Origin of the sequence: Paenalkalicoccus suaedae, from assembly GCF_006965545.2 — a bacterium.
Taxonomy (GTDB): Bacteria; Bacillota; Bacilli; order Bacillales; family Salisediminibacteriaceae; genus Paenalkalicoccus; species Paenalkalicoccus suaedae.
In genome coordinates, this window is the sequence record NZ_CP041372.2 from 2,937,607 (window position 1) to 2,958,909 (window position 21,303).

A 21,303-nucleotide genomic window follows, 5' to 3' on the forward strand; every position below is an offset into this window, starting at 1 on the left:
AAGCTACTTAATCTAATCACCAATTGCAACAAGGAGTTTATTTTCGTCTACTGCCTTTTTAGAAAATCCAATTAAGTCTTCTAAAAATAGGCGAACCTCCTTATTTTCTAACTGATCGCGACATAACTTGCATAGTAAGATCAGGTCACTTATCTCATCTGATGAAAATATTTTGTAGCCGTATGGATCTAACCCTATTAACAGCTCTGCACGCGATGTAACAAATCCTCGATTATTGTATAAATAAAGGTGGACATTATCTCCTAAGTCTAAATAGCTATCTGATGTTAATGCTTCTGCAATCGAGTTAGCTATATAAAATGTCACTGCCAAGTTGATCCCTCCTATTTAGTAATTCGACAAATATATCAATTTCATCATGCCACTTTATCATAAAACTTTTTTTTATTGTTCACATCCAGAGATCAACTTACCTCACAAATCGTAAACTCGTTATTCATACACTTGTATGTTCCACCCCCTATTATTAACAACCAAATAAACTTCTAGTAGCTTATGTAAGATTAGTACTTGTAAGCGTTATGTTTATGGAACTCAAAGTGCCGAGTTCCGAAAGTCACTCTTCAAGAATTAATGGTGCAGGTAAACCCTCCTGTAATTTATGTTAATGGACAAGTGACAGGCACGAGCAAATTATCGAACAGCAACGAGGGAAAAGGTGTCTTCATAGTAGTAAACGTTATATGAAGGGGAAAAGTTGCGATTAAGATTTAAGATAATTTATTAGACAGGGAGAAAGCGAAGGCCAGGTATTTCACTCTAAATATGGATGTAGCTTATGAGATCGAAGTTATTATTGGAGTTGATGTTTATTAATTTAGGCATACTTTTCAAAGTTTAGTGCGTCTGGATAATTTAGTAATTCTCTATACACATAGAGTATTAGTTATGTAAATAATCTTTGGGAAGTGCTTTTCATTAGTAACTCCACCACCATTTAAATAAGTCCTAAGTGAATTGATCTCTTAGGACTTAAGCAATACTATCAAAATAAACAGTTACTAATTTTTACTGCATACTTCTAAACATTTATTTCTTAATATTTTTCAATTGCTTTTCAAGAGACCATTTTTTTGGTTTTTTACTCTCATCTACCCAAATAGCCCCTCTTTTAATCCATTTATCTAGATATTCATCAAAAGTTAATCCTTGATCTAAATCATCATACCCCGATTGGAAACCACAACAGTCGCAAATAACAAAGTTGGGTTCATCATCTTCCAAATATTGCGGCCATTCTAATTTATCAAAACCACAAACGTTACATATGAACATTTCCTCACCAACTTACTTTAAATTTTGAAAATATTTGAAACCTTTATCTGGTTTAAAGAAAGTTCCGATATCTTTACCATTATGAACAATAACTAATTCTTTAGTTGAGTGTCTATAAGTGGCTTCTCTTCCTCCTGAGAGAGTTCTCCTAACTACATCACTATTAGTTCTTGATGTTGCCAAGTCTAATGCTCTATTAAGATATTGTTGTCGAGTGATATTTCTAAATTCTTTTTTACCACCATGCTTACCTAATACATGCTTTTCAAAGTGATAATCAAATCTTCTAAATAGCTTTTTATCAGCAGCTTTAACTACACCCTTATTACCCTTCGCAAAGGCCAGTATCTTCTTCCCACCCATGCGCGTGATCTTCCCACCAGGCATGAGGCTTAGAAGGATATTCTTCATACTCGGATCATTCTTAATCGCCTTATAGGTAGAGTACGCGGTATAAGCTTTAAATCCTGCTTTTGCTAAGAAGATAATCAACGGAATCGGCACGCGACCATCCGGATCGACAAAGTTAACCGGGTTGTTGTCTGCGTAAATGTACAGGTTTGTGTCTGCTACGATATCGCGCGTTAAGAATCGCCCGGTATCGGCATCGTAGTAACGCGTCTGCACGTAGTATAAGCTTGTTTCTTCATCATACACGTAGCTTGCATAACGGAATGGGTTCGCTTCTCGTAAGAGACGCCCATCACCAGTTAGGCCGTTTCCGGTTTGACCGATGATAGTCCCATACGCATCATACGTATAGGTGACAACCATGATTCCACCCTCGTCACGAAGACCCAGCACATCGCCACGATGGTTCAGCACATACAGATATGTTTTTGGCGAAGCTCCGGTATGATCCGTGTACGTCATCAGTTGACCGAGGGCATCTCGGACAAAGCTCGAGCGGATACGGTTTTGGGCATCCGTGATGTACGCCAAATCTTTCCCTGTGTAGTAATAGTGCTCGGTGCGAGAGCCGGCTACTTTCTTCGTGCGCATGCCATGATGGTTATAGTCATACGTGGCAATGGTTGCACCTGCGCGTTTCACTTCTGTGAGCTCTCGGTCCGTGTTATAGACAAAGTTCGTATCCCCACGTGACGTCGTGTTTCCAACGTGATCGTGCGTGTACGTGAGGGATCCTTGTTGAAGCAGGTGATTCGCTTTGTCGTACGTGTACGTTGTGCGAGCTGCGCCAACGATCTTCGATAGACGATTGCCTAAGAAATCGTACTCATAGGACTGGTCGAGCGTGATGGCGCCAGCGGCATTGCGATGTTTCTCTTTACGTAGCTGGTAGTCGTTATCGTATTCGTACGTGACGCGTGCTCCTGATAACGACCGCACCTCGGTGATATGCCCATTCTCATCGAACGTGAGCTGCTCATCCGACACGACGTCGCCATGCTTATTTTCTTGACGAATGCGCGACGGCTGTCCAACCGGGTTGTAGTCATAATACGTACTAAACGACTCTGCGTTTAGTTTTAAAAATGCTTTTTTGATGCCGCCAGACTCATCGTACATGTAGTCCATACGTTGTCCTTGTGGACCCTCGGCACTGTTCGATTTCCCAGAAGCATTGTGGGTAAAGCGGATAAGTCCAACTGAAATACGTATAGGTTAACGTATTTCGTGTGCCATTAACAGCGAGATACTCTTCTTTATTTGTAAGTCTTATCAAATAAACTTTAAAAAGCTATAAACACATTAATTCGACAAAATTCGAAAAGTGACCAGACACCAGTAAATAATCATTGGTAAGTAACTTTCATTCGGCACTCCACCCTATGTAAAAAGCCTTAAGAGAATACTATCTTTCTCTCAAGGCTTTTTCATTATTCCAAATGAATGTTTACCATTTTAAGACCATTTAAAATATACTTACATCCCTCAGTTGTTTCAGAGGCTAGAAATTCATTTGTCGGACTCCCAAATTCTAACCACCTATCCGAAATACTCATTAAAACCGTATTTAGTTCAACCTCATTTGTCCCATCTAGAAGCGATAGGTCTATTTCCACTACATAAACATTTTCTATTTTCCAATAAGCCTCAATCCTTTGTATCTCTTGACTCTTTAGTATTGGTTGAAATTTTTTTATAAAACTTCCCAAAATTGATCGAGTTTGGCATTCATTTTTTGAATTTACATATAATCGTACAAACATTTTATATCACCTTACTTATGAGTAATTTTACCATCCAATGAGACATTTAAATGTGAACCATCCCTACTCAGATGTCCCAATTGGTTTTTTCCTGTTTTTGAAAGTTGAACATCCCATTCAAAAGACTGCCCTTTAGTTCTAGATGGACCTTTTTTCCGAACATTACCAAATTTATCAATGTAGCCACCATTTATTTTAGGGAGAGGTTGTGAAGGTGTCCAACTGCTAGATGGTACATATCTAATTTTACCACTCGTAGGCAATTGTGCATTTTTAAATACTGATTTTTTACTTAATACAGCTTTACCCCCACCCTTATTACCCTTGGCAAAGGCCAGTATCTTCTTCCCGCCCATACGCGTGATCTTTCCACCAGGCATGAGGCTTAACAGAATATTCTTCATACTCGGATCATTCTTGATCACCTTGTAGGTGCTATACAATACGACTCTGCGTTTAGTTTTAAAAATACTTTTTTAGATTCCGCCAGACTCATCGTACATGTAATCCATACGTTGTTCTTGCGGACCCTCGGCACTGTTCGATTTTCCAGAAGCAATGTGGGTGAAGCGTGTTTGTCCCACTCTCGAGTGCATATACGTCTCGACGTCGCCATCCTCGTTATAGGTATAGGTTAACGTATTTCGTTTGCCATTGACAGCGGGATATTCTTCTTTATTCTTAGTCTTATCAAATAATCTTGAAAGAGCTATACACATTTTAATTCGATAAAAATCGACAAGTGATAGGCTCCAGCAAATTTAACAACAGATTTCATCTACACAAAATCTTATGTAGACTCCTCCTCTCTAAAAAAGAACCTCTAGATAATTCTAAAGGTTCTTCCTTCTTACTACTCCTCTTCCTTTTCTAACAAATAACTAAAAAACTCTTCATGTAATGCTGTTTCTTCTGAAAGCGACTTATTAGTTTCACGTTCAGTTAAATCAAGGAGTAATTTATCGGCTAATTCATCTCCACCATCAATCATAACTAATATTGAGTGTATTACTCCCTCAATAATATTATCAGTTACTTTTTCATACGCATCCCTTTCCGCTTCGCTTGAAAGTTTTTGTTTAAGTATTTGATATGAACTTTCTACATCAGACCATACTAAATCAGATTTATCGACAAGTTTCTCGCTTGAAGCATTTACCCAATAGTCTTTTATTTCAGCTAATCTCTCAAATAATAACCTTTGCTTATCCATTATAATACTTCACTCCTTATTGTTTTAGTGCCGATTTTTATTATATTTTTGGTCTAAATGTCTTGCAAAATTTCTAATCTCTTGAGCTGTAGGAGCTCTTCCCAATGACTTGCCCTATTTAATCCATTATTTAGTGATTTATCGGAGAACTGTTGGATCAACTTCTCTTAAATACTTCACTTGATAGGTATAAATTCCTGCCCGCTTCATTATTCCTTCGTATTTCTGTGTAATAGCATGATTTAATTTCTAGTATTTTCAATAATTAATTTTAATCTATATATAAACTTCTGTAGTTAGTTTTTGATGGAATTTTAACCGTACCCTTAGTAAAACGTATTTTTTACTTAAAGAATAGACCTAGCTGATGATATTAGGGATGGGATTGCGGTGGAAGTCCATTAAATTAGGGCATACTTTTCAAAGTATTGTACGTCTAACTATCTTAACTGTATATTATACAAATAGAACCATAGTCTGCTCTAAAAAGGCACTATTATGCCAAGAGCCCGTTAACTAATGGTGCATTTATACAATTATTATATTTTATACAAATTACCAAAGAAAAAGCCTTGAGGAATAAAAATTCACTCAAGGTTTATATATTAATCACCTGCTATATGGATTTTTTTAATATTCTCATCACTTAAACAACTAATTAGTTTTTCTAGCATTTTTAATTTTTGCTTTGATATAAATAAACTAATATAATCTAAATCGCTTATTAAGTTATCTATTTCTTTTCTATCGAAAGTAATATCTGTTAAATAATAATCACTTAACTTCCTCAGAAACAGAAAACTTTTCCAATTGTTGTTTTCTTGAAATAAACCTTCGTGAAGTGCATAATCAATTTCTGTAACTCCTAGAATTTTATTATCATTATCATACAAAACTATATCAAGACCCATTTAGAAACCTCCTTACTTAAAACCTGCTTGAGAAACGCAGTTACAAGATTTCCTGCTTTATCAACTACTACTCTAACGTAGTAAAGGCTATTTCCATTTTTATCGATCCCCATTACTCTATTAAATTTTTTTCATAAATTAAATTCCCATCACTTTAAGTTGATACCCTATCAGGCTTTCTAAACGTTTCTCTTGAACGTGTCCTCCATCAGTTTCCTAGCAGGGTTATATGAGGTATTTCTTTTTAATATGCTTTCTAAAATAAAAATAGCTTCATGGTACTTTTTCTCTTTAACTAACTCATTAGCTTACTGAATTGCCACTTTATCATGGTTTTTATTCATGTTGTAAGCAATCTCAATGTACGGTCTTGCTTCTTCGTCTTTACCTAAACTTAGTAAGCATTCATATATTCTAGCATATGTTCTAGAATGGTTATCAAGTTTTAACGACTGTTGGTAATAATTTAAAGCCTCATCGAATTCACCTCTTTTAAAGCTACCTGCTCCCTTTCCATATAAATAAGCGCTTTTTTCATAATTATTTTCCATTTAACCGTTCACAACCTTTTCTTAGCATGTTTTACTAATTTATTTATTTCTTTCCTTAGTGTTTTATCTACTTGGGAGGGTGCTAATAGTGTCTTACCTCTATGTGTTTTCTCCCATCCCCCCCCCGTACCTTTGATTGCTATTTCCTTTCCACTTCTATAAATATGAATATGAAATCCACCTTCATCTAAAAAAAAATTATTAGTGTCGAATCTAAATTTGTATCCACTAATTGAAAATTTCCCTTCAACGCTTTTATTAGATTTGATAACTTTTTGGAAGACTTAGAGTATTTTCACTTTTACTCTTAGCTTCTTTAGCCATCCTCAGAATCTTCTTCCCACCCATACGCGTGATCTTTCCACCAGGCATGAGGCTTAAGAGGATATTCTTCATACTAGGATCATTCTTAATCGCCTTGTAGGTAGTGTATGCTGTATAGGCTTTAAACCCTGCTTTTGCTAAGAAGATAATCAACGGTATCGGCATCGTAATAACGAGTCTGCACGTAGTATAGGCTAGTCTCTTCATTATACAAGTAGCTCGCATAACGGAATGGGTTTGCTTGTAAAAGACGGCCATCACCAGTTAGGCCGTTTCCAGTTTGACCGATGATAGTCCCATACGCATCATACGTATAGGTGACAACCATGATTCCATCCTCGTCACGAAGACCAAGCACATCGCCACGATGGTTCAGCACATACAGATATGTTTTTGGCGAAGCTCCGGTATGATCCGTATACGTCATCAATTGACCAAGAGCATCTCGGACAAAGCTTGAGCGGATGCGGTTTTATCCATCGGTGATGTACGCCAAATCTTTCCCTGTGTAGTAATAGTGCTCTGTGCGAGAACCGGTTACTTTCTTCGTGCGCATGCCATGATGGTTATAGTCATATGTCGCAATGGTTGCACCTGCGCGCTTCACTTCTGTGAGCTCTCGGTCCGTTTTGTAGACAAAGTTCGTGTCCCCACGTGACGTCGTGTTTCTGTATACGCAAGAGATCATTATGGCAATAATTGGTTCACTTTATCGTACGAATATGTTGTGCATGCTGACACGTGAACTTTTTAAGGGTTGTCATGCTGCTGGTCATACATTCGTGCTTTATAACTTACTCGTTTAAGCTCCTCAAAACACATTGTAATTAAAGTAGTCAATTACTCTTGAGGAATTATTAGGGATTTTATAAGAAACATTGGCATTAATCATTCATTTGAATCAATTTCATAATTATGAGCCCTACGGGCTCAAGGCTTTTAAGCAATAAAAAAAGGAGTACCTCCCCAAATGTCGAAATAAGTAGTTACCACACAAACTTATAAGACTGGAGGAAGTCTCCCTATGACTATTATAAGGCAAGGAACCCTGTTTGGACTACAAGAATTATATGATATGGAACCTACCCAACGATTTGAAGGTGTTTTCTCTGCCATTAATATTGACCCTATCTTCGCTGTGGTAACGAAGAAATCCCGATTTGGCAGGCCGGTAGACTTGAATTATGCGGCAATGATTTACTCGCTGGTCGCTCGTATAACTGAGCGAATTCCTTTTGTAAAAGATCTCGTGAAACGATTAAAAAACGATATCATGTTCCGATTAGACTGCGGCTTTTTAGTCTCTGATTCTGTTCCTTCTGAGTCGGCTTATTCAAGAATGGTGACTATTCTTAGTGAATCGGATGCTCTTGAAAAGGTGAAAGAACAGATCCTCTATCAAGCTATAACCGAAGGGTTTGTCACAGATGATACTGTAGCGATAGATGCCACTCACTTTGAAGCGAAAGATCAAGCACCTCCAAAAGAAGGCAAACCTAAAGCAGAACCTAAGAAACGCGGACGAAAATCAACAGAAGAAAGAGAACAATGGGTCATAGAACAAGCAGAACGCGAAGCGAACCTGACTCTTTTTGAGAAGAAAATAGAAGATCAATTAGACGTTTCTTTAGACGAGCTTCTTGCCGCAGTACCTCAACAGCCTGAATGGGGTGTAAAGAAGAACAGCGAAGGAAAGAACGTTTTTTGGTTTGGCTATAAAGCGCATTTAGCTGTGGGAACAGAAAGCCAGTATATTCTTCGATCCCTTTTTTCTTCTGGCAATTTGAATGATGGAAAAGCTGCCATTTCCTTATTAAAAGGGATTCAAGAGCGCCTGGATCTCCCGGCGTTACAATATCAAACGATGGATGCAGGATATGACTTCGAACCGATTTATGAACAGGTGCATCGGATGGGTCAGCAATCCATCATTGCATATAACAAGCGTAATGAACCTGAACCCGAAGGGTTCGATAAACATTTCGCTCCAACTTGTTTACGTGAACACTCCTATCGATACGATAGCTATGACAAGAAATACGAAACACTCAAGTCCACACATCCGAAGGAATGTCATGACTGTCCTCTTTTACATGAAGGCATGAGCCAAAAAGTGTATAAAGTAAAAATCACGACAGACCTTCGTAAATATACCGCACCAGCCAGGGGCTCATTAGCTTGGAAAACCATTTTCAAGCGTCGCACTGCCGTAGAACGCGTAAACGCGTATTTGAAGTTATATTTTCAACTAGATAATGTCCGTTATCGAACAGGTAAACGTGGGAAAGTTCACGTTGATTTGGTCACGCTCGTTTATAATGCTTCAAAGCTAGCTGCAGATCGCATAAACGCTAGATTAAACCTTCAAAAACAACCTGCATAAGTTGAAAAAATGGAAGAAAATAAATTCTGCCTCTCTGATTCTATTTAAAAAGAGGCATTATGAAATTGATTCATTTAAGTAAAATAAAACTGAAATCGAGAATCGAGTAATTTACTTAACCTATCCTCCGTTAGTGGAGCACGTTTAAGGTATATTTATTTTTATCAATCAAACAAACACTTTTATGTTCCAGTCACGTCTATAAAGATAACCTCATTTTCCGAGATCAAGATACAATTATTTTTTTAGTGGATAAATGAAAAGTAATTCTGTAATGGTTATAAATATTTTTTTTATTATTGATTTAATAACTATTACTAGTATAATGCACTTGCATCTACTAGCTAAAATGATCATCTCAAAAATAAGAAGGAGACGCTTCTATTTAAAAAGGCTATGTTAAAGGTTAATGTTGATATTTGAATTTAACGAACATTTGTTCTATAATAAAAGTATCAACTAAGGGCTGGTGATGACAGTGAGAGCGACTGATATTCTCAAAGAGATACAAAAATTAAATCCAGCAGAGAAACAACGGCTGCGAGTATTTCTTATCGATGCTCTCACTGCTTCATCTTCAACAGGAAACGCTTTACAAGAGATTTCTGAACGCAAAAATAAACAGGGATATACCTGCCCACACTGCCAATCCAAACACGTTGTCAGATTCGGCAAATACACTACCCTTGTAGATGGCGAGGAAGTAAAGAAACAACGTTATCACTGTAAATCCTGTACTGCCACTTTCACCGATTTAACCAACACCGCACTCTATAGAACCCGCCGTCTGAATAAATGGATAAAATTTATTGAATGTATGATTGATGGGTACTCTCTCCGTAAATCAGCCGAGATGGTTAAAGGGGTAACACACGTCACGCTGTTTTACTGGAGACACAAAATACTATCAGCATTGAAACAAATTGAAGTAGTAAATTTTCAAGGTATCGTTGAAATGGACGAGACCTATTTCCTGTACTCTGAAAAAGGGCAGAAGAAAATTACAGGCAGAAAACCCCGTAAACGTGGCGGAACAGCCAAGAAAAGTGGTATCAGCAAAGAACAGGTCTGTGTATTAGTAGCAAGAGACCGCGACAAAAATACAGTTTCGACAACTCTTGGTGTAGGCAGAATAAAGAAAGAGCAATTGGATAAAGCCATTGGTCAAAAACTGTCATCTCAAAATGTATTATGTACAGATTCCTGGCGAGCGTTTAGAACCTACGCTACTGACAAAGGAATGACCATTTATCAGTTCAAATCAGATGGCAAAGTCCGCACAAAGGGTCTTTATCATATCCAAAACGTCAACAGTTATCACAGTAGACTGAAAGGATGGATACAGCGATTTAACGGTGTAGCAACCAAGTATCTTGATAATTATCTTACGTGGTTCCAGGTGCTTGAGAGCATTCAGCACCAAATGAACGAAGTGACGGTAAACGATATGATAATTAAAGGGAATTTAATTCCAATAGTCGAAACATATGATAAACTAAGGTTATCTAAGTTCACGAAATAATTATATTTCTTATTCAACTAACGGGGCAGGTTAGTTTAAGTACAGAAATGACCAAACAATAATAGGAGGAAAGAATTAATGGTGAATAGTGATGACCACAATAACATCCCAGTATGGGCATTTGAAGCAATAGAGATAAAAAAACCTAATGCTATGTGGAAGAACAAAGGTATTCAGGAAAGAGAAGAACTATACATTCTACTCTCACCTTTTGGTGTTAAGCAAATAGAGCACATTGGGAGTACGGCAATCCCTAATTTGCCAGCTAAACCTATTATCGACTTAATGGCTTCTATTCCATCTTTAGAACAAATCAACAAAATAGCTGAACATCTGCTTTCAAACGACTGGCACTATGTACCTCCTGAATTAGACAAAAAGCCCTGGAGGAGATTTTTTGTTAAAGTGAAGAAAGATAAACGAGTTGCCCACTTGCATCTTCTGCAAGAAGGAGAAGAACGTTGGGAAAAACAACTTATATTCAGAAATAAATTAAGAACAAATCCACACCTTGTTGAGGAATACGCTAATCTAAAAAGTCGATTAGCACAGGAATTTAATAAAAACCGTGAGGAATATACAGAAGCAAAGACTGATTTTATAAATAAGGTGATATTCAACTAACGGGTGCGTTAGTTGAAGAAGCCACTAATAACAACGAAAAGGACTTCCTAATATATGGAAGTCCTTTTATCATAGTAAAAAACAATATTAAACTTTAACAAAGCCTTTAAAAAAAGAACTTTGATTGGCTTGCAGTCAATCAAGGTTCTTCGCTTAGTAATATTTAAAAGTTTTATATTAGCTTTTTACTTAAACCCAATCATCTAAAGTCCAATCCTCGGAAATTCTTTCTATAAGTAATGTATCGTTCCACGTCCCCCATTGTGAAAGCTTCTTTTGTTCTTCTGTTAATTGATCAACTGTTTCTCTTTGCAATGTTTGATAGTTAACAATTTGCCAAGCAATGAGGTGTCCATCTTTATCCCTTTTATCATCTCTAAAATATTTAGGAAGACTGAAAGAGTTAGGTATATCGTGATTTGCTATAAACGATACGATATTTCGATTATAAGCCGCTTTTAACGGAAAATGAATAAGGTATTTCGTATTACCTTTTACCAATCTTGAAAAATCATCGAAATCACTATCGTATATTTCAGGTAATATTCGAATTAGCTCTCCACAAACCTCATCATTATATATATATTGGAAGTAGGCTTTTCCCTGAGAGACTTCAATTTTAAAAACATCACCAATTTTTACTCTACTCATATTATCATTACCTCTCATTATTATCCAATTGACCTCAGCAAATTATGTCCTCTTCTAAATTGCTTGGCATATGGAAGTATTTATTTGACATACTATTTATTTTGCTTAAAATTCGACAAGTGACAGGCACGAGCAATTCATGTCAAAAACAATTTGTACTTTTCCTGACTAATGCAATCTATCACAATCTATGAAATAAAATTATCACCATTTTATTTTTAAGATTCATAACAAAGATATTCTTATAGTAGCTTATTATGAATAATACAACGAATAAAATTAGCAGAGTTTAGCAGCTTGCTCATAGAGCTTACCGACCCGGAGGACATTCGGAGACAATCCATAGGAATAGGCTCAGCCTCTGACCCCATAGATGTCGTAGAGTGTTCGTAGGGCTGACAGCTCGGAGAGCTGCTCTAATCTAGTTAGCACTTCATAAACTATGCTCTTCTATATTAAAGGTAAGCATCAACCGCTAGCCTGAAAGCAGCGGCAAAATCACCCACTGCTTTCTAACTGCGAGGCCAGCTCAAAAAGCTCGCAAAACCCGCAATCTTTTTGTGATGCTTTTCAGACCGCGAAAATCACGCGGTCTTCTGATAAACTAAAAGAAAGGGGGCGTCACTATGCCAAACTGGTTTCATCTTTTCCCTAAAAACACCGGCCTCAGCTTATATGCATGGCTGATCTTTTGTTTACTACCATTTTATTTTGTCCTTAGGTACTCCACGCCGATTGAGATTACACTTGGCATTATGATGATCGTGCTCTTCTTTACGATCTATCGCCTATCCTTTATTAAACGCGGCTGGACCGTTTACGTGTCCGTGAGCCTTGGTCTTATAATAAGTACAGGCATGACGCTATATTTTGGGTATGTGTATTTCTTCTTGTTTCTTGCCTTTTTCATCGGCAACATTCGCCACTTCGGCGGATTTATTAGCCTATACGTGATCAATATTATTACGGCACTAACTGCCGTTGGCTTCGGCTTTTATTTGCAGGATGACATGTTTATGATGCAACTGCCGTTCATCGTGATTAGCGTCATTGGGGTCTGCCTCCTCCCCTTCACCGTCTACAATCGCAATAAACAGGAGCAACTGGAGCTTGAACTACGGCATGCGAACGAACGCATCTCTCAGCTTATGGTGACGGAGGAGCGTCAACGAATTGCACGTGATCTCCATGATACGCTCGGACAAAAGCTTTCCTTGATCGGACTTAAAAGTGACTTGGCCGAAAAATTGGTGATGGTGCGTCCCGAACAGGCGAAGGCGGAAATTGGGGATATCAATCGGACCGCTCGACTCGCACTGATGGAAGTCCGTGAACTCGTTTCTGACATGAAGGGAATTAGGCTCTCCGATGAGTTAATTCATATCAGGGAGATTCTGGATGTTGCGGATATAACGCTGACGGTTGATGGCACGAGTGAGCTTGAGGTGCCTCTCTTGGTCGAAAATACGCTGAGTATGTGTCTGAAGGAGGCTGTCACAAATATTGTGAAGCACAGTCAGGCTTCGGCGTGCGACGTGGTGATTGAGGATAGGGAAGATCACGTCATGATGCGAGTAAAAGATGACGGAGATGGATTTCCTGTAGCTCGAGATACGCACTCGTCAAGTGGTATTACAGGGATGCGCGAGCGTTTGGAGTTTATTAATGGGACGCTTGAGATTACGTCTGACGGTGGCACACTTGTGTCGATGCAGGTGCCAAAGATCGTGCAGACGCATCGTAAGGAGGCTTTGTGATGATTCGAATTGTGATTGCAGAGGACCAGCAGCTCCTTTTGGGTGCGCTTGGATCCTTGCTTGATTTAAATGAGGATATGGAAGTCGTTGGTCAGGCGTCGAACGGCGCGGACGCAGTCGAGCTTGTCAGGGAGAAGGATCCAGATGTGTGCATCATGGATATCGAGATGCCTGTTAAAACAGGCCTTGATGCGGCTGAAGAGCTTGCGGATCACGGCTGTAAGGTAATCATTTTGACGACGTTCGCTCGTGCTGGTTATTTTGAGCGGGCGAGAAAAGCGAAGGTAAATGGTTATTTATTGAAGGATAGCCCGAGCGATGATTTAGCGAATTCGATTCGGACAATTATGAACGGCAAGCGCGTGTATGCGCCTGAGTTGATTGACCTTGCATTTGATGAGCCTAATCCGATGACGGAGCGCGAGTCGGATGTGCTGAAGCTGATTGCGGAGGGGAAGACGACAAAGGAAATAGCAGCTTCGCTGCATTTGACGAATGGGACGGTGCGGAACTACATTTCGCTTATTTTTGATAAGCTTGAGGTGACGAACAGGATTGAGGCGATTTCGAAGGGGAAGGATCGTGGGTGGTTGAGGTAGGTTCGGTTTGGGCATGTTGGAGGTCAGGATCAAAAGCGGGACCTCCGGTCCCCTTCACGTCGTTCGCAACTACCTGTGTTTGCTTGCTCAACTATTTCGATCGGCCAGCGGCCGCTCGAAAGGATTTTCGCTGCGCGTTAGTGCCACACTGGTAGTACGCTCTCGCCGCTTCGGGTCTCTTCGGTACGTTGAATATGTAGCTTAACCTTCTTTATTTATTGTTGGAAGGTTTTTTAGTCATGCTTTTGTAGACTAGCTTCTATAAATTCTGTTTTTGAATTGCTTTTGATAGAGCGAGTTAATAAGTGCTAGCAATATACGTGCTAGTTCGTCATAAAATTTACTGTTTAAGTCAAAGATCCTTTTAACCCTATATAAAAGAAGATGGATGTTGATTATGGTTCATAAATTTTGTATACGGTTCATTTAGCCAGAATACGGTTCATAAATTTCTCATACCGTTCATAAATCTTGCACACGGTTCAATAATTCCTGATACGGTTCATTTTTTCTATTTAACAAACTGCCATGCTACAAATTAACATAGAAAGAAGCTCTTTAGTAAGCAGCACTTCATCAACTCGCTCGCAGAGCTGGCAGACCCGTAGGACATTCGGAGACAATCCATAGGGGAGAGAGGTCTTTGAGATCCCGCAGGAAGCGTTTAGAGGGAGACGGCAGTCGAGCTCTGCTAACGAGGAAGCTCAAAGACCGGCCCTATGGATGTTGTAGAGTGTCCGAAGGGCTGACAGCTCAGAGAGCTGCACTAACTAAGTTAGCACTTTATGAACTCAGTTCGACAAGTGACAGGCACTATTTCCAAGCACCAAATACCGCTCCTTCCTAACACCCTCACCTAATTTCAGCACACTACTTCCCCATCTTTATTAATCTTTGTTCCAAACGGCTCGGATAATCTACCAATCCGGTTTATTACTTCTTGATCATTCGTTAATGTAGGAAATCCCATTTGATAGCGTGGCTTATCTTTACCTAAGTCGATGGGGCGTAAGGAGATTTGAGTCCATTGGTCATTCTCCCATGTCATATCTACCACAACAGACGTCCAGACGTCGTCATTGGCGATTAATCCTTTTGTGCCTCCGTGGCTGCGTGCATCTAATGCGTCTGCTATCGTTGCTTCCTCAGCTAAACCATATTTATCAAAGAATGCTTTAGGTAGGTGCGTGACGGAGTCGTTTTGAAAAATGAAGTTACCGAGGCTATAAAAAATGGGCTTTCCTTTATATATGTCGATACCTCGAAGGATGTGAGGACCGTGTCCGACAATGCAATCAGCTCCTGCATCAATTAAGGCTTTTGCTGCTTGTTGGATAAAGTCTGCGGGCTGGTCTTTGGCTGTGCCTGTCATTTCATGAGAATGAATGCTGACAACTACGACATCGGCTTGTCGCTTTGCTTCATTCACAGAGGCGATCAAGCGCTTCATGTCTGCTTTATGGGGCTCCCTTACTCGACTCGCTCCCTTCACGTTTTCCGAAGTAGTAAATCGGATGTTGCCCACTGTTACCTCATCCCCATCCCCACCTAGCTCAAAGCCTTCTTTCACTAGTAGCTCTTGATCGGAGTTAATGGATGTCGCAGATGCAACGTCTTTTAACACCTGAAACTGCTCGTTTGTGACGACGTGTTTGGCGTCGGATCTTAAGAAGTTGACCCCAGGTCGACCTGAGACGTAGCGGTTTGCATCACTTGCCTCCCATCCAGAACTATATGTACTTGTTACTCCAATAAATGCTGCGCGTCCTGCCTTTGTTTCCACATAGCGGGGAGAATTTGCGTCCGTCAGCGTCCTCCCCGCTCCGGCGTAAGGGATGTCGCGCGCCGTGAGCTCCTTCTCCGTAGCTAGCAGGCCGTCATGGAGATAATCGAGCGTGTGGTTGTTGGCGATATTCATGATCGTAAAGCCATACTGGAGGAGGTCGTCGAGTACATTTGGAGGGGCCATCGCCCACGTCCCACCGCTCACAGGTGCTGGGTAGCCTTGATGATCGTGAGTGGTCACTTCGAGGTTGGTGAACCTGATATCTGCTTTGGTGAAATAGTCGTGAAGCTCGTTTACGGCGGGATCGTCGTGAGCGGTTCGGCGAGTAATAAAGCTGTCTCCAGTCAGGATGATGCGCATGAAATTCTCCCCTTTCTACCTAAGTCGAAATCCTTGGCTTTGAATGAAGCCTGTGAGCGATTCGCGTCTTGGTTGCTTTAAATAATGGGCGGTTTGATAGCCCCAGCCGTGATCCTTTCGATTCGATTCTCGTGTTTGATAATAGGTTCTTGTCGTTTCTTCGTAGTCCTTTAGCGCACTGTCGAGTTGCTCAAATTGATAGCGATCGTGATGGAGTGAGCCTCCAGCAGGCAGTCTCGGCTTTTGACAATGCTGTTTAGAGGGGTAGCCTAAGCACATGCCCATGATCGGAACGGTCCAAGATGGAAGCTCAAGTAGCTTCGCCACCTGCTCCGCTTCATTACGAATGCCCCCTATCATCACGCCACCTAACCCTTTCGACTGCGCTGCTAAGAGAGTGTTTTGTGCGACGAGCGCTGTATCTACCGCTCCCACAAGTAGGTTCTCCACTTCATGGATAGCAAAGTCCGTTGCATACGTTTCGGCTAGACGAAAATGCTTGTAGTAGTCGAGAATAAATACGAGAAATACTGGTGCCTCCTCGACATAACGTTGGTCGCCGCATAGCTTACGAAGTACTCGTTTTTTACTAGGGTCGGTCACATGAATCATGCTGTAGGCTTGCAGGTGATGGGAGCTTGGGGCACATCGCGCAGCAGCAATGATCTCCATAAGGAGCGAGTCCGAGACCACATCTTCCGTAAAGTGCCGTACGGAGCGATGAGCCTGCATCGTCGTTAGTACATCACCTCTCATGATAGTGCTGCCTCCTTGCGAGAACTAGCTGGCGTGACAAGCTGACCGTATCCAGCCTCCCCTTCGATTGCGCCGTCCTTCATCACGGTTTTACCTCGTACAATCGTCCGCACGGGCACGCCATGTAGAGGGAAGCCATCGTACGCTGTCACTTTACTTTTACTGTGCAATTCCTCGCGCTTTAGCGTTCCTGATTTTTGCAAATCAACAAGTGTAAAGTCCGCATCCGTCCCAACCTGCAAGGAGCCCTTTTGTGGATAAATTCCGTGAAGCTTAGCTGGCTCCTCCGCTAACAATCGAGCAATGTCTGTAATCAGAAGGCGATTATCGTGAACGGCAGTTAATAGGAGTGGAGCCAAGCTTTCTACTCCGCACATACCAGCGGGGATGGACCATAGCTCCCCGTCCTTCTCTTCTTCTGTATGAGGTGCATGATCGGAGCAAACGTGCGAGATCGTTCCATCCTTGACCCGTTCCCATAAACGCTTTTGATCCTTTTCATATTTAACGGGCGGGTATACCTTCATTTGAGGACCGACGTGGTCGTAGTCTTTGTCGGATAAGAATAGATAGTGAGGACACGTTTCTACTGTAATTGGATAGCCTGCTTCCTGCGCTTCTTTTACCGCATCGACTCCTCCCGCGCTACTCACGTGTAAAATGTGTAGTCTTGTGCCAAGATCCTTTGCCATCGCAATCCCTGATTGTACGGTCGTTACCTCTACAAGCTCTGGTCGACTTTGAATAAGGTCGTCATAGCTTGTCCCCTGCCTTGCTTCAACCTCTCTCGTGAATGCTTGAATTAAATGATTGTTTTCTGCGTGCACGGCAAAGAGATTCCCAGTCTTCGAGACTTCCTTCATCATGCTGTACACTTCCCCATCATCAAAGGGTGGGATCACATCCTCCATCCCTGGCTTGTAGTTATACATCAGCTGGAACGTCTTTGCGTGAACCGCATAGCCCCAAAAGAATTTAAAGCCAATCACTCCTCTTTCGTGCAAAGGCGCAATGTCTTTTTTATTTAGATCGCCGACGCAAATTCCCCAAAGTCCAAAGTCTACGTGCGCCTTGCCTGATAAATTCGCGACTTGATTATCAAAGCTTTCTACGTCAGAAACTGGGGGTGTCGTGTTTGGCATTTCTAAAATCGTCGTAATACCACCCGCTGCTGCCGCTTGAGACGAGTAGTAAAAGTCCTCTTTATAGGTGGGACCGGGATCACGAGAGTGAACGTGCGTATCAATGAGGCCAGGTAACACGTGAAGCCCTTTTGCATCAATCACTTCCTTTGCCTCACCAAGCGTATCTTCCTGCGCGATTGCGGCAATTTCTCCGTTTTTGATATAGATCGTCCCTTTGACAATACGTCCATTCTCTACGAGCAGTCCGTCGATGATTTTTGTGTCCCACTGTACGTTTGTCATGCTGACACCTCCACTGTCCCAATAATTGATGAAAGATCATCGATCTCGTGCGTAACCATATATGCTTCTATTTCCTCCAAAATATCAAGCATGGCTGTAGGGTTAATAAAGCTTGCTGTCCCCACTTGCACAGCTGATGCTCCAGCAATCATCATCTCGATGGCATCAAGCCCTGTCATGACGCCCCCACACCCAATGATCGGAAGCCTCGTCACTTGTGCCACTTGATAAATCATTCTCACAATGATTGGCTTTACTGCTGGCCCTGATAGCCCTCCCATAACATTCCCTATGAGCGGCTTGCGTGTATGAGGATCGATCGCCATGGCTAAGATCGTGTTCGCCACGTTCAGCGCATCAGAACCACCCTCTTCAGCAGCTAAAGCAATCTCTTGAATGTTCGTCACGTTTGGCGTGAGCTTTGTGATGAGTGGCTTTTCTGTCACCTGACGAACTGCTTGCACAAGCTCTTTTGTCGTTGTTGCGTCCATCCCAAAAGCGTGACCGTCTCCTTTTAAGTTTGGGCAGGATATATTAAGCTCTAATGCCCCGACCGAGGCGTTCCCCGCAATGATTTCCGACATATCCGCAAATTCCTGAATCGAGTTAGCCGAAATACTCGAAATAAGCGGGACATCATACGCCGCATATGCTGGTATCGTATGAGCCATATAATACTCGAGCCCCTTGCTTTGAATCCCAATCGAATTAATCATCCCCGCCTGCGTTTCGCAAATTCGTGGCGTTTTGTTACCTGGCTGCGGAAGCATGGTGATACTTTTTGGCACGAGTGCACCTAATTTCTCAAAATCTAACGCCTGATGCATCTCTGCCCCAAACGCGCCGGATGCTGGCATGATTGGATTCTTCAGTGATAGCGAGCCTAGCTGTATCTCCATATTTAACTGTGCGTTCATGCAAGCACCACCTTTTCTAATGGGAAAACAGGGCCTTCGATACACACACGGACAGACGAGACACCATCTTGGTCGTTGCGAATATCACAGACACATGCAAAGCAGGCGCCCATCGCACAGCCCATATGCTCCTCTAATGCAATCTCGCCAAACACCCCATACTCCTCGATGATTTGTTGTGCAACGAGGGAAAGGCGTTTCGATCCACACGTATACACGGCGCTAATTGCACTCTTCACCATGAGCTCGTGAATCAAGGCCGACACCTGCAGCACGTCGCTCGTATTATCCTCCTCTGTCACCTTGATGACCGTAGCACCAAGCTCGCTTAACATATCCGCCGCAAGCAAATCATCTCGAGACCTAGCGGATAAAATCGCCGTACACTGCACGCCTTCTATCGCTGCCTCCTGCGCTAAGGCAGCAAGGGTTGCAATACCAACCCCTCGTCCAATAAGCAGGATCGAATTCGCATCGGAAGGAATCGTAAATCCCTGCCCAAGAGGACCAACCACGTCAAGCTGATCGCCTGCTTGAAGCTTTGACATCTCTATTGTCCCTCGCCCTTTAACGAGATATAAGAATTCGATGGTTGTTGCATTAATCCGGTAAATACTTAGTGGTCTTCGTAGGAAGGGATATAGACTATCCCCGCAACGAATATGAAAAAATTGACCTGGTCGAATCGGTTCCTCTATCGCGCTAGCGTCGACCGTCATATGCCAATAACGAGCGCTAACTTGGACATTCGCGAGTATTGGTAAGTGATGAGCCTTCATGGACTGTTCAACTCCTTCGTGTGCGCCACTGCCTCTTGCTTTACCGCTTCTTCTAAAACATCTATTCCACAAACGATGTCTTGCATGGAGGAGTATTCCTCCGGATGATGGCTTACTCCATCACGGGATGGAATAAATAAAAGGGCGCTATCTGTAAATGCTGCGAGATTCATGGCATCATGTCCGGCACCGCTAGGAATTGTGATCGGTGCGATCCCAACACTCCCTGCGGCTTGCTTTAACGTGTGTTGTAATCTCTCACTCAGTGGCACAGGAGCCTCTTCACTAATGACCTCGACTTCGATTGCCACTTTTTGATCCGATGCGAGCTTTTCGGCTTTCTCATAAACAGCTTCCACTACTCGCTTGATCGATGCCACATTAATTCCACGAATATCTACCTTAAGCGTGACGTGCCCTGGTACCACATTCATCGCACCATTGTCCACATCCACGATTCCAACCGTGCCGATCGTACCTAAGCTTGCTTCCGTTTTCGCAAAGGACTCCACGGCAAGAATAAGGTGAGAGGCTACCACTAACGCATCCTTTCGTTTATCCATCGCCGTCGTTCCTGAATGTGCGTACTTGCCCATAATATCTATCGATAGCCTTGTCGGAGCTGCAATAGCAGAGGCGATAGCGACTGGCTTTTTCGCCTGCTCGAGCTCGGGGCCTTGCTCGATATGCATTTCAAAAAACGCCTGCAGCTCTTCTCTCGTTCGTTTACTCTCGTTCATCGTCTCCACGTGAAGACCCTTTTGCTGTAACGCCTCTTTAAGCGTAACGCCATCCCGATCCTTGACGTGCTGGAGTCGTTCCGTGTCAAACGTGCCAGCCATCGCTTTACTTCCGATTGTCGCGACGCCAAAGCGAGACGATTCCTCCGCCCGAAAGGCGATCACCTCGATTGGATGCTCGGTCTCCACATGTGCCTCATTTAAGCGGTGAATTATCTCTACACCTGCTATGACACCTATAGTCCCGTCAAAGCCGCCACCTGTATACACCGTATCTAAATGCGATCCAATCGCAATTGCTGGTAAATCATCTTGGCGTCCTTTCCGCCGTGCAATTAAATTCCCCGCTTGATCCATGCGGACTGTCATACTGAGTTCTTTGCACCAATCTGCAACTACCTCAAAGACACGGTCTTCTTCTGCTGTATACGCGATCCGCTGCTGTCCATTTTTCGTGTGTCCGACTTTATTGATTGCCGACAGCATGCGTCCCACTCTCTCTATTGATTGCTCCATGCCAGTACCTCCTTCTC

General features: G+C 41.9%; 22 protein-coding genes. 5 read left to right on the forward strand and 17 right to left on the reverse strand.

From position 1 onward, the window contains the following. Positions 1–12: 12 nt before the first annotated feature. The 10 genes from FLK61_RS15670 to FLK61_RS20250 all read right to left on the reverse strand — a co-directional run bounded on the left by FLK61_RS15670 (position 13) and on the right by FLK61_RS20250 (position 7,076). Positions 13–333 carry a hypothetical protein gene (locus tag FLK61_RS15670; RefSeq protein WP_176010303.1) on the reverse strand — a complete coding sequence of 107 codons (321 nt, stop codon included), beginning with the start codon at positions 331–333 and terminating at the stop codon, positions 13–15. Between the two features lie 717 nt (positions 334–1,050). Next, positions 1,051–1,245, reverse strand: a complete 195-nt coding sequence (locus FLK61_RS15675; protein ID WP_249777614.1) for a hypothetical protein — start codon at positions 1,243–1,245, stop codon at positions 1,051–1,053. Between the two features lie 63 nt (positions 1,246–1,308). After that, complete coding sequence (locus FLK61_RS15680; protein WP_176010305.1) at positions 1,309–2,835, reverse strand: RHS repeat domain-containing protein; 1,527 nt, start codon at positions 2,833–2,835, stop codon at positions 1,309–1,311. Positions 2,836–3,137: 302 nt separating this feature from the next. After that, a complete protein-coding gene (locus FLK61_RS15685; protein WP_176010306.1) occupies positions 3,138–3,470 on the reverse strand; it encodes a hypothetical protein in 333 nt (110 codons plus the stop codon). Positions 3,471–3,481: 11 nt separating this feature from the next. Next, entirely contained in the window at positions 3,482–3,874 is a 393-nt protein-coding gene (locus FLK61_RS15690; protein WP_176010307.1) for a polymorphic toxin type 17 domain-containing protein, read from the reverse strand. 449 nt (positions 3,875–4,323) lie between these two features. Continuing rightward, on the reverse strand, positions 4,324–4,683 hold the full coding sequence (locus FLK61_RS15695; protein WP_176010308.1) for a histidine kinase: 360 nt from the start codon (positions 4,681–4,683) through the stop codon (positions 4,324–4,326). 605 nt (positions 4,684–5,288) lie between these two features. Then, a complete protein-coding gene (locus tag FLK61_RS15700) occupies positions 5,289–5,594 on the reverse strand; it encodes a hypothetical protein (RefSeq protein ID WP_176010309.1) in 306 nt (101 codons plus the stop codon). A 308-nt stretch (positions 5,595–5,902) separates the two neighbouring features. Then, positions 5,903–6,145 carry a tetratricopeptide repeat protein gene (locus FLK61_RS15705; protein WP_176010310.1) on the reverse strand — a complete coding sequence of 81 codons (243 nt, stop codon included), beginning with the start codon at positions 6,143–6,145 and terminating at the stop codon, positions 5,903–5,905. A 445-nt stretch (positions 6,146–6,590) separates the two neighbouring features. Continuing rightward, a complete protein-coding gene (locus FLK61_RS15710) occupies positions 6,591–6,899 on the reverse strand; it encodes a hypothetical protein (protein ID WP_176010311.1) in 309 nt (102 codons plus the stop codon). Between the two features lie 42 nt (positions 6,900–6,941). Further along, on the reverse strand, positions 6,942–7,076 hold the full coding sequence (locus FLK61_RS20250) for a hypothetical protein (protein WP_283811860.1): 135 nt from the start codon (positions 7,074–7,076) through the stop codon (positions 6,942–6,944). 417 nt (positions 7,077–7,493) lie between these two features. On the opposite strand from FLK61_RS20250, the gene FLK61_RS15715 reads away from it, so the two are divergent. The 3 genes from FLK61_RS15715 (at position 7,494) to FLK61_RS15725 (ending at position 10,998) form a co-directional block, all read left to right on the forward strand. Further along, complete coding sequence (locus tag FLK61_RS15715) at positions 7,494–8,852, forward strand: transposase (RefSeq protein ID WP_176010312.1); 1,359 nt, start codon at positions 7,494–7,496, stop codon at positions 8,850–8,852. A gap of 472 nt (positions 8,853–9,324) precedes the next feature. After that, positions 9,325–10,374, forward strand: coding sequence for an IS1595 family transposase (locus FLK61_RS15720; RefSeq protein WP_176010313.1), 1,050 nt, complete (start codon positions 9,325–9,327; stop codon positions 10,372–10,374). Between the two features lie 78 nt (positions 10,375–10,452). After that, the gene (locus tag FLK61_RS15725) at positions 10,453–10,998 is read left to right on the forward strand and encodes a GrpB family protein (protein WP_176010314.1); all 546 of its coding nucleotides are present in this window, start codon (positions 10,453–10,455) and stop codon (positions 10,996–10,998) included. A gap of 189 nt (positions 10,999–11,187) precedes the next feature. Here the strand turns inward: FLK61_RS15725 and FLK61_RS15730 are convergent, their stop codons facing one another. Further along, positions 11,188–11,649: a hypothetical protein gene (locus FLK61_RS15730; RefSeq protein ID WP_176010315.1), complete on the reverse strand. Its 462-nt coding sequence runs from the start codon at positions 11,647–11,649 to the stop codon at positions 11,188–11,190. A 626-nt stretch (positions 11,650–12,275) separates the two neighbouring features. Between FLK61_RS15730 and FLK61_RS15735 the strand changes: the two genes are divergently transcribed. Together FLK61_RS15735 and FLK61_RS15740 are read left to right on the forward strand one after the other, a co-directional pair. Then, complete coding sequence (locus FLK61_RS15735) at positions 12,276–13,406, forward strand: sensor histidine kinase (RefSeq protein ID WP_176010316.1); 1,131 nt, start codon at positions 12,276–12,278, stop codon at positions 13,404–13,406. Next, a complete protein-coding gene (locus FLK61_RS15740; RefSeq protein ID WP_176010317.1) occupies positions 13,406–14,005 on the forward strand; it encodes a response regulator transcription factor in 600 nt (199 codons plus the stop codon). The genes FLK61_RS15735 and FLK61_RS15740 overlap by 1 nt, the downstream gene beginning before the upstream one ends. 862 nt (positions 14,006–14,867) lie before the next feature. On the opposite strand, the gene FLK61_RS15745 is transcribed toward FLK61_RS15740, so the two are convergent. Genes FLK61_RS15745 through FLK61_RS15770 form a run of 6 tightly spaced genes read right to left on the reverse strand, consistent with a single transcriptional unit; the run spans position 14,868 to position 21,286 of the window. Continuing rightward, positions 14,868–16,151: a CapA family protein gene (locus tag FLK61_RS15745; protein WP_176010318.1), complete on the reverse strand. Its 1,284-nt coding sequence runs from the start codon at positions 16,149–16,151 to the stop codon at positions 14,868–14,870. Positions 16,152–16,166: 15 nt separating this feature from the next. Then, positions 16,167–16,907 carry an oxygen-insensitive NADPH nitroreductase gene (gene nfsA / locus FLK61_RS15750; RefSeq protein ID WP_176010319.1) on the reverse strand — a complete coding sequence of 247 codons (741 nt, stop codon included), beginning with the start codon at positions 16,905–16,907 and terminating at the stop codon, positions 16,167–16,169. Then, positions 16,904–18,334, reverse strand: a complete 1,431-nt coding sequence (gene allB / locus FLK61_RS15755; protein ID WP_176010320.1) for an allantoinase AllB — start codon at positions 18,332–18,334, stop codon at positions 16,904–16,906. Before allB ends, nfsA begins: the two co-directional genes overlap by 4 nt. Further along, positions 18,331–19,251, reverse strand: a complete 921-nt coding sequence (locus tag FLK61_RS15760) for a dihydroorotate dehydrogenase (RefSeq protein ID WP_176010321.1) — start codon at positions 19,249–19,251, stop codon at positions 18,331–18,333. The genes allB and FLK61_RS15760 overlap by 4 nt, the downstream gene beginning before the upstream one ends. Further along, entirely contained in the window at positions 19,248–20,030 is a 783-nt protein-coding gene (locus FLK61_RS15765) for a dihydroorotate dehydrogenase electron transfer subunit (RefSeq protein WP_176010322.1), read from the reverse strand. The genes FLK61_RS15760 and FLK61_RS15765 overlap by 4 nt, the downstream gene beginning before the upstream one ends. Beyond that, positions 20,027–21,286, reverse strand: coding sequence for a Zn-dependent hydrolase (locus FLK61_RS15770; protein ID WP_176010323.1), 1,260 nt, complete (start codon positions 21,284–21,286; stop codon positions 20,027–20,029). Before FLK61_RS15770 ends, FLK61_RS15765 begins: the two co-directional genes overlap by 4 nt. Between the last annotated feature and the right edge of the window lie 17 nt (positions 21,287–21,303).

What these genes read in the sequence shown, in the direction of transcription:
- FLK61_RS15770 (WP_176010323.1), bottom strand. Translation starts at nt 21,286, where the DNA reads ATGGAGCAATCAATAGAGAGAGTGGGACGCATGCTGTCGGCAATCAAT.
- FLK61_RS15745 (WP_176010318.1), bottom strand. Translation starts at nt 16,151, where the DNA reads ATGCGCATCATCCTGACTGGAGACAGCTTTATTACTCGCCGAACCGCT.
- FLK61_RS15730 (WP_176010315.1), bottom strand. Translation starts at nt 11,649, where the DNA reads ATGAGTAGAGTAAAAATTGGTGATGTTTTTAAAATTGAAGTCTCTCAG.
- FLK61_RS15740 (WP_176010317.1), top strand. Translation starts at nt 13,406, where the DNA reads ATGATTCGAATTGTGATTGCAGAGGACCAGCAGCTCCTTTTGGGTGCG.
- FLK61_RS15700 (WP_176010309.1), bottom strand. Translation starts at nt 5,594, where the DNA reads ATGGGTCTTGATATAGTTTTGTATGATAATGATAATAAAATTCTAGGA.
- FLK61_RS15680 (WP_176010305.1), bottom strand. Translation starts at nt 2,835, where the DNA reads ATGGACTACATGTACGATGAGTCTGGCGGCATCAAAAAAGCATTTTTA.
- FLK61_RS15720 (WP_176010313.1), top strand. Translation starts at nt 9,325, where the DNA reads ATGACAGTGAGAGCGACTGATATTCTCAAAGAGATACAAAAATTAAAT.
- FLK61_RS15695 (WP_176010308.1), bottom strand. Translation starts at nt 4,683, where the DNA reads ATGGATAAGCAAAGGTTATTATTTGAGAGATTAGCTGAAATAAAAGAC.
- FLK61_RS15690 (WP_176010307.1), bottom strand. Translation starts at nt 3,874, where the DNA reads ATGAAGAATATTCTGTTAAGCCTCATGCCTGGTGGAAAGATCACGCGT.
- FLK61_RS15725 (WP_176010314.1), top strand. Translation starts at nt 10,453, where the DNA reads ATGGTGAATAGTGATGACCACAATAACATCCCAGTATGGGCATTTGAA.
- FLK61_RS15765 (WP_176010322.1), bottom strand. Translation starts at nt 20,030, where the DNA reads ATGAAGGCTCATCACTTACCAATACTCGCGAATGTCCAAGTTAGCGCT.
- FLK61_RS15735 (WP_176010316.1), top strand. Translation starts at nt 12,276, where the DNA reads ATGCCAAACTGGTTTCATCTTTTCCCTAAAAACACCGGCCTCAGCTTA.
- FLK61_RS15685 (WP_176010306.1), bottom strand. Translation starts at nt 3,470, where the DNA reads ATGTTTGTACGATTATATGTAAATTCAAAAAATGAATGCCAAACTCGA.
- FLK61_RS15715 (WP_176010312.1), top strand. Translation starts at nt 7,494, where the DNA reads ATGACTATTATAAGGCAAGGAACCCTGTTTGGACTACAAGAATTATAT.
- FLK61_RS15705 (WP_176010310.1), bottom strand. Translation starts at nt 6,145, where the DNA reads ATGGAAAATAATTATGAAAAAAGCGCTTATTTATATGGAAAGGGAGCA.
- allB (WP_176010320.1), bottom strand. Translation starts at nt 18,334, where the DNA reads ATGACAAACGTACAGTGGGACACAAAAATCATCGACGGACTGCTCGTA.
- nfsA (WP_176010319.1), bottom strand. Translation starts at nt 16,907, where the DNA reads ATGAGAGGTGATGTACTAACGACGATGCAGGCTCATCGCTCCGTACGG.
- FLK61_RS15760 (WP_176010321.1), bottom strand. Translation starts at nt 19,251, where the DNA reads ATGAACGCACAGTTAAATATGGAGATACAGCTAGGCTCGCTATCACTG.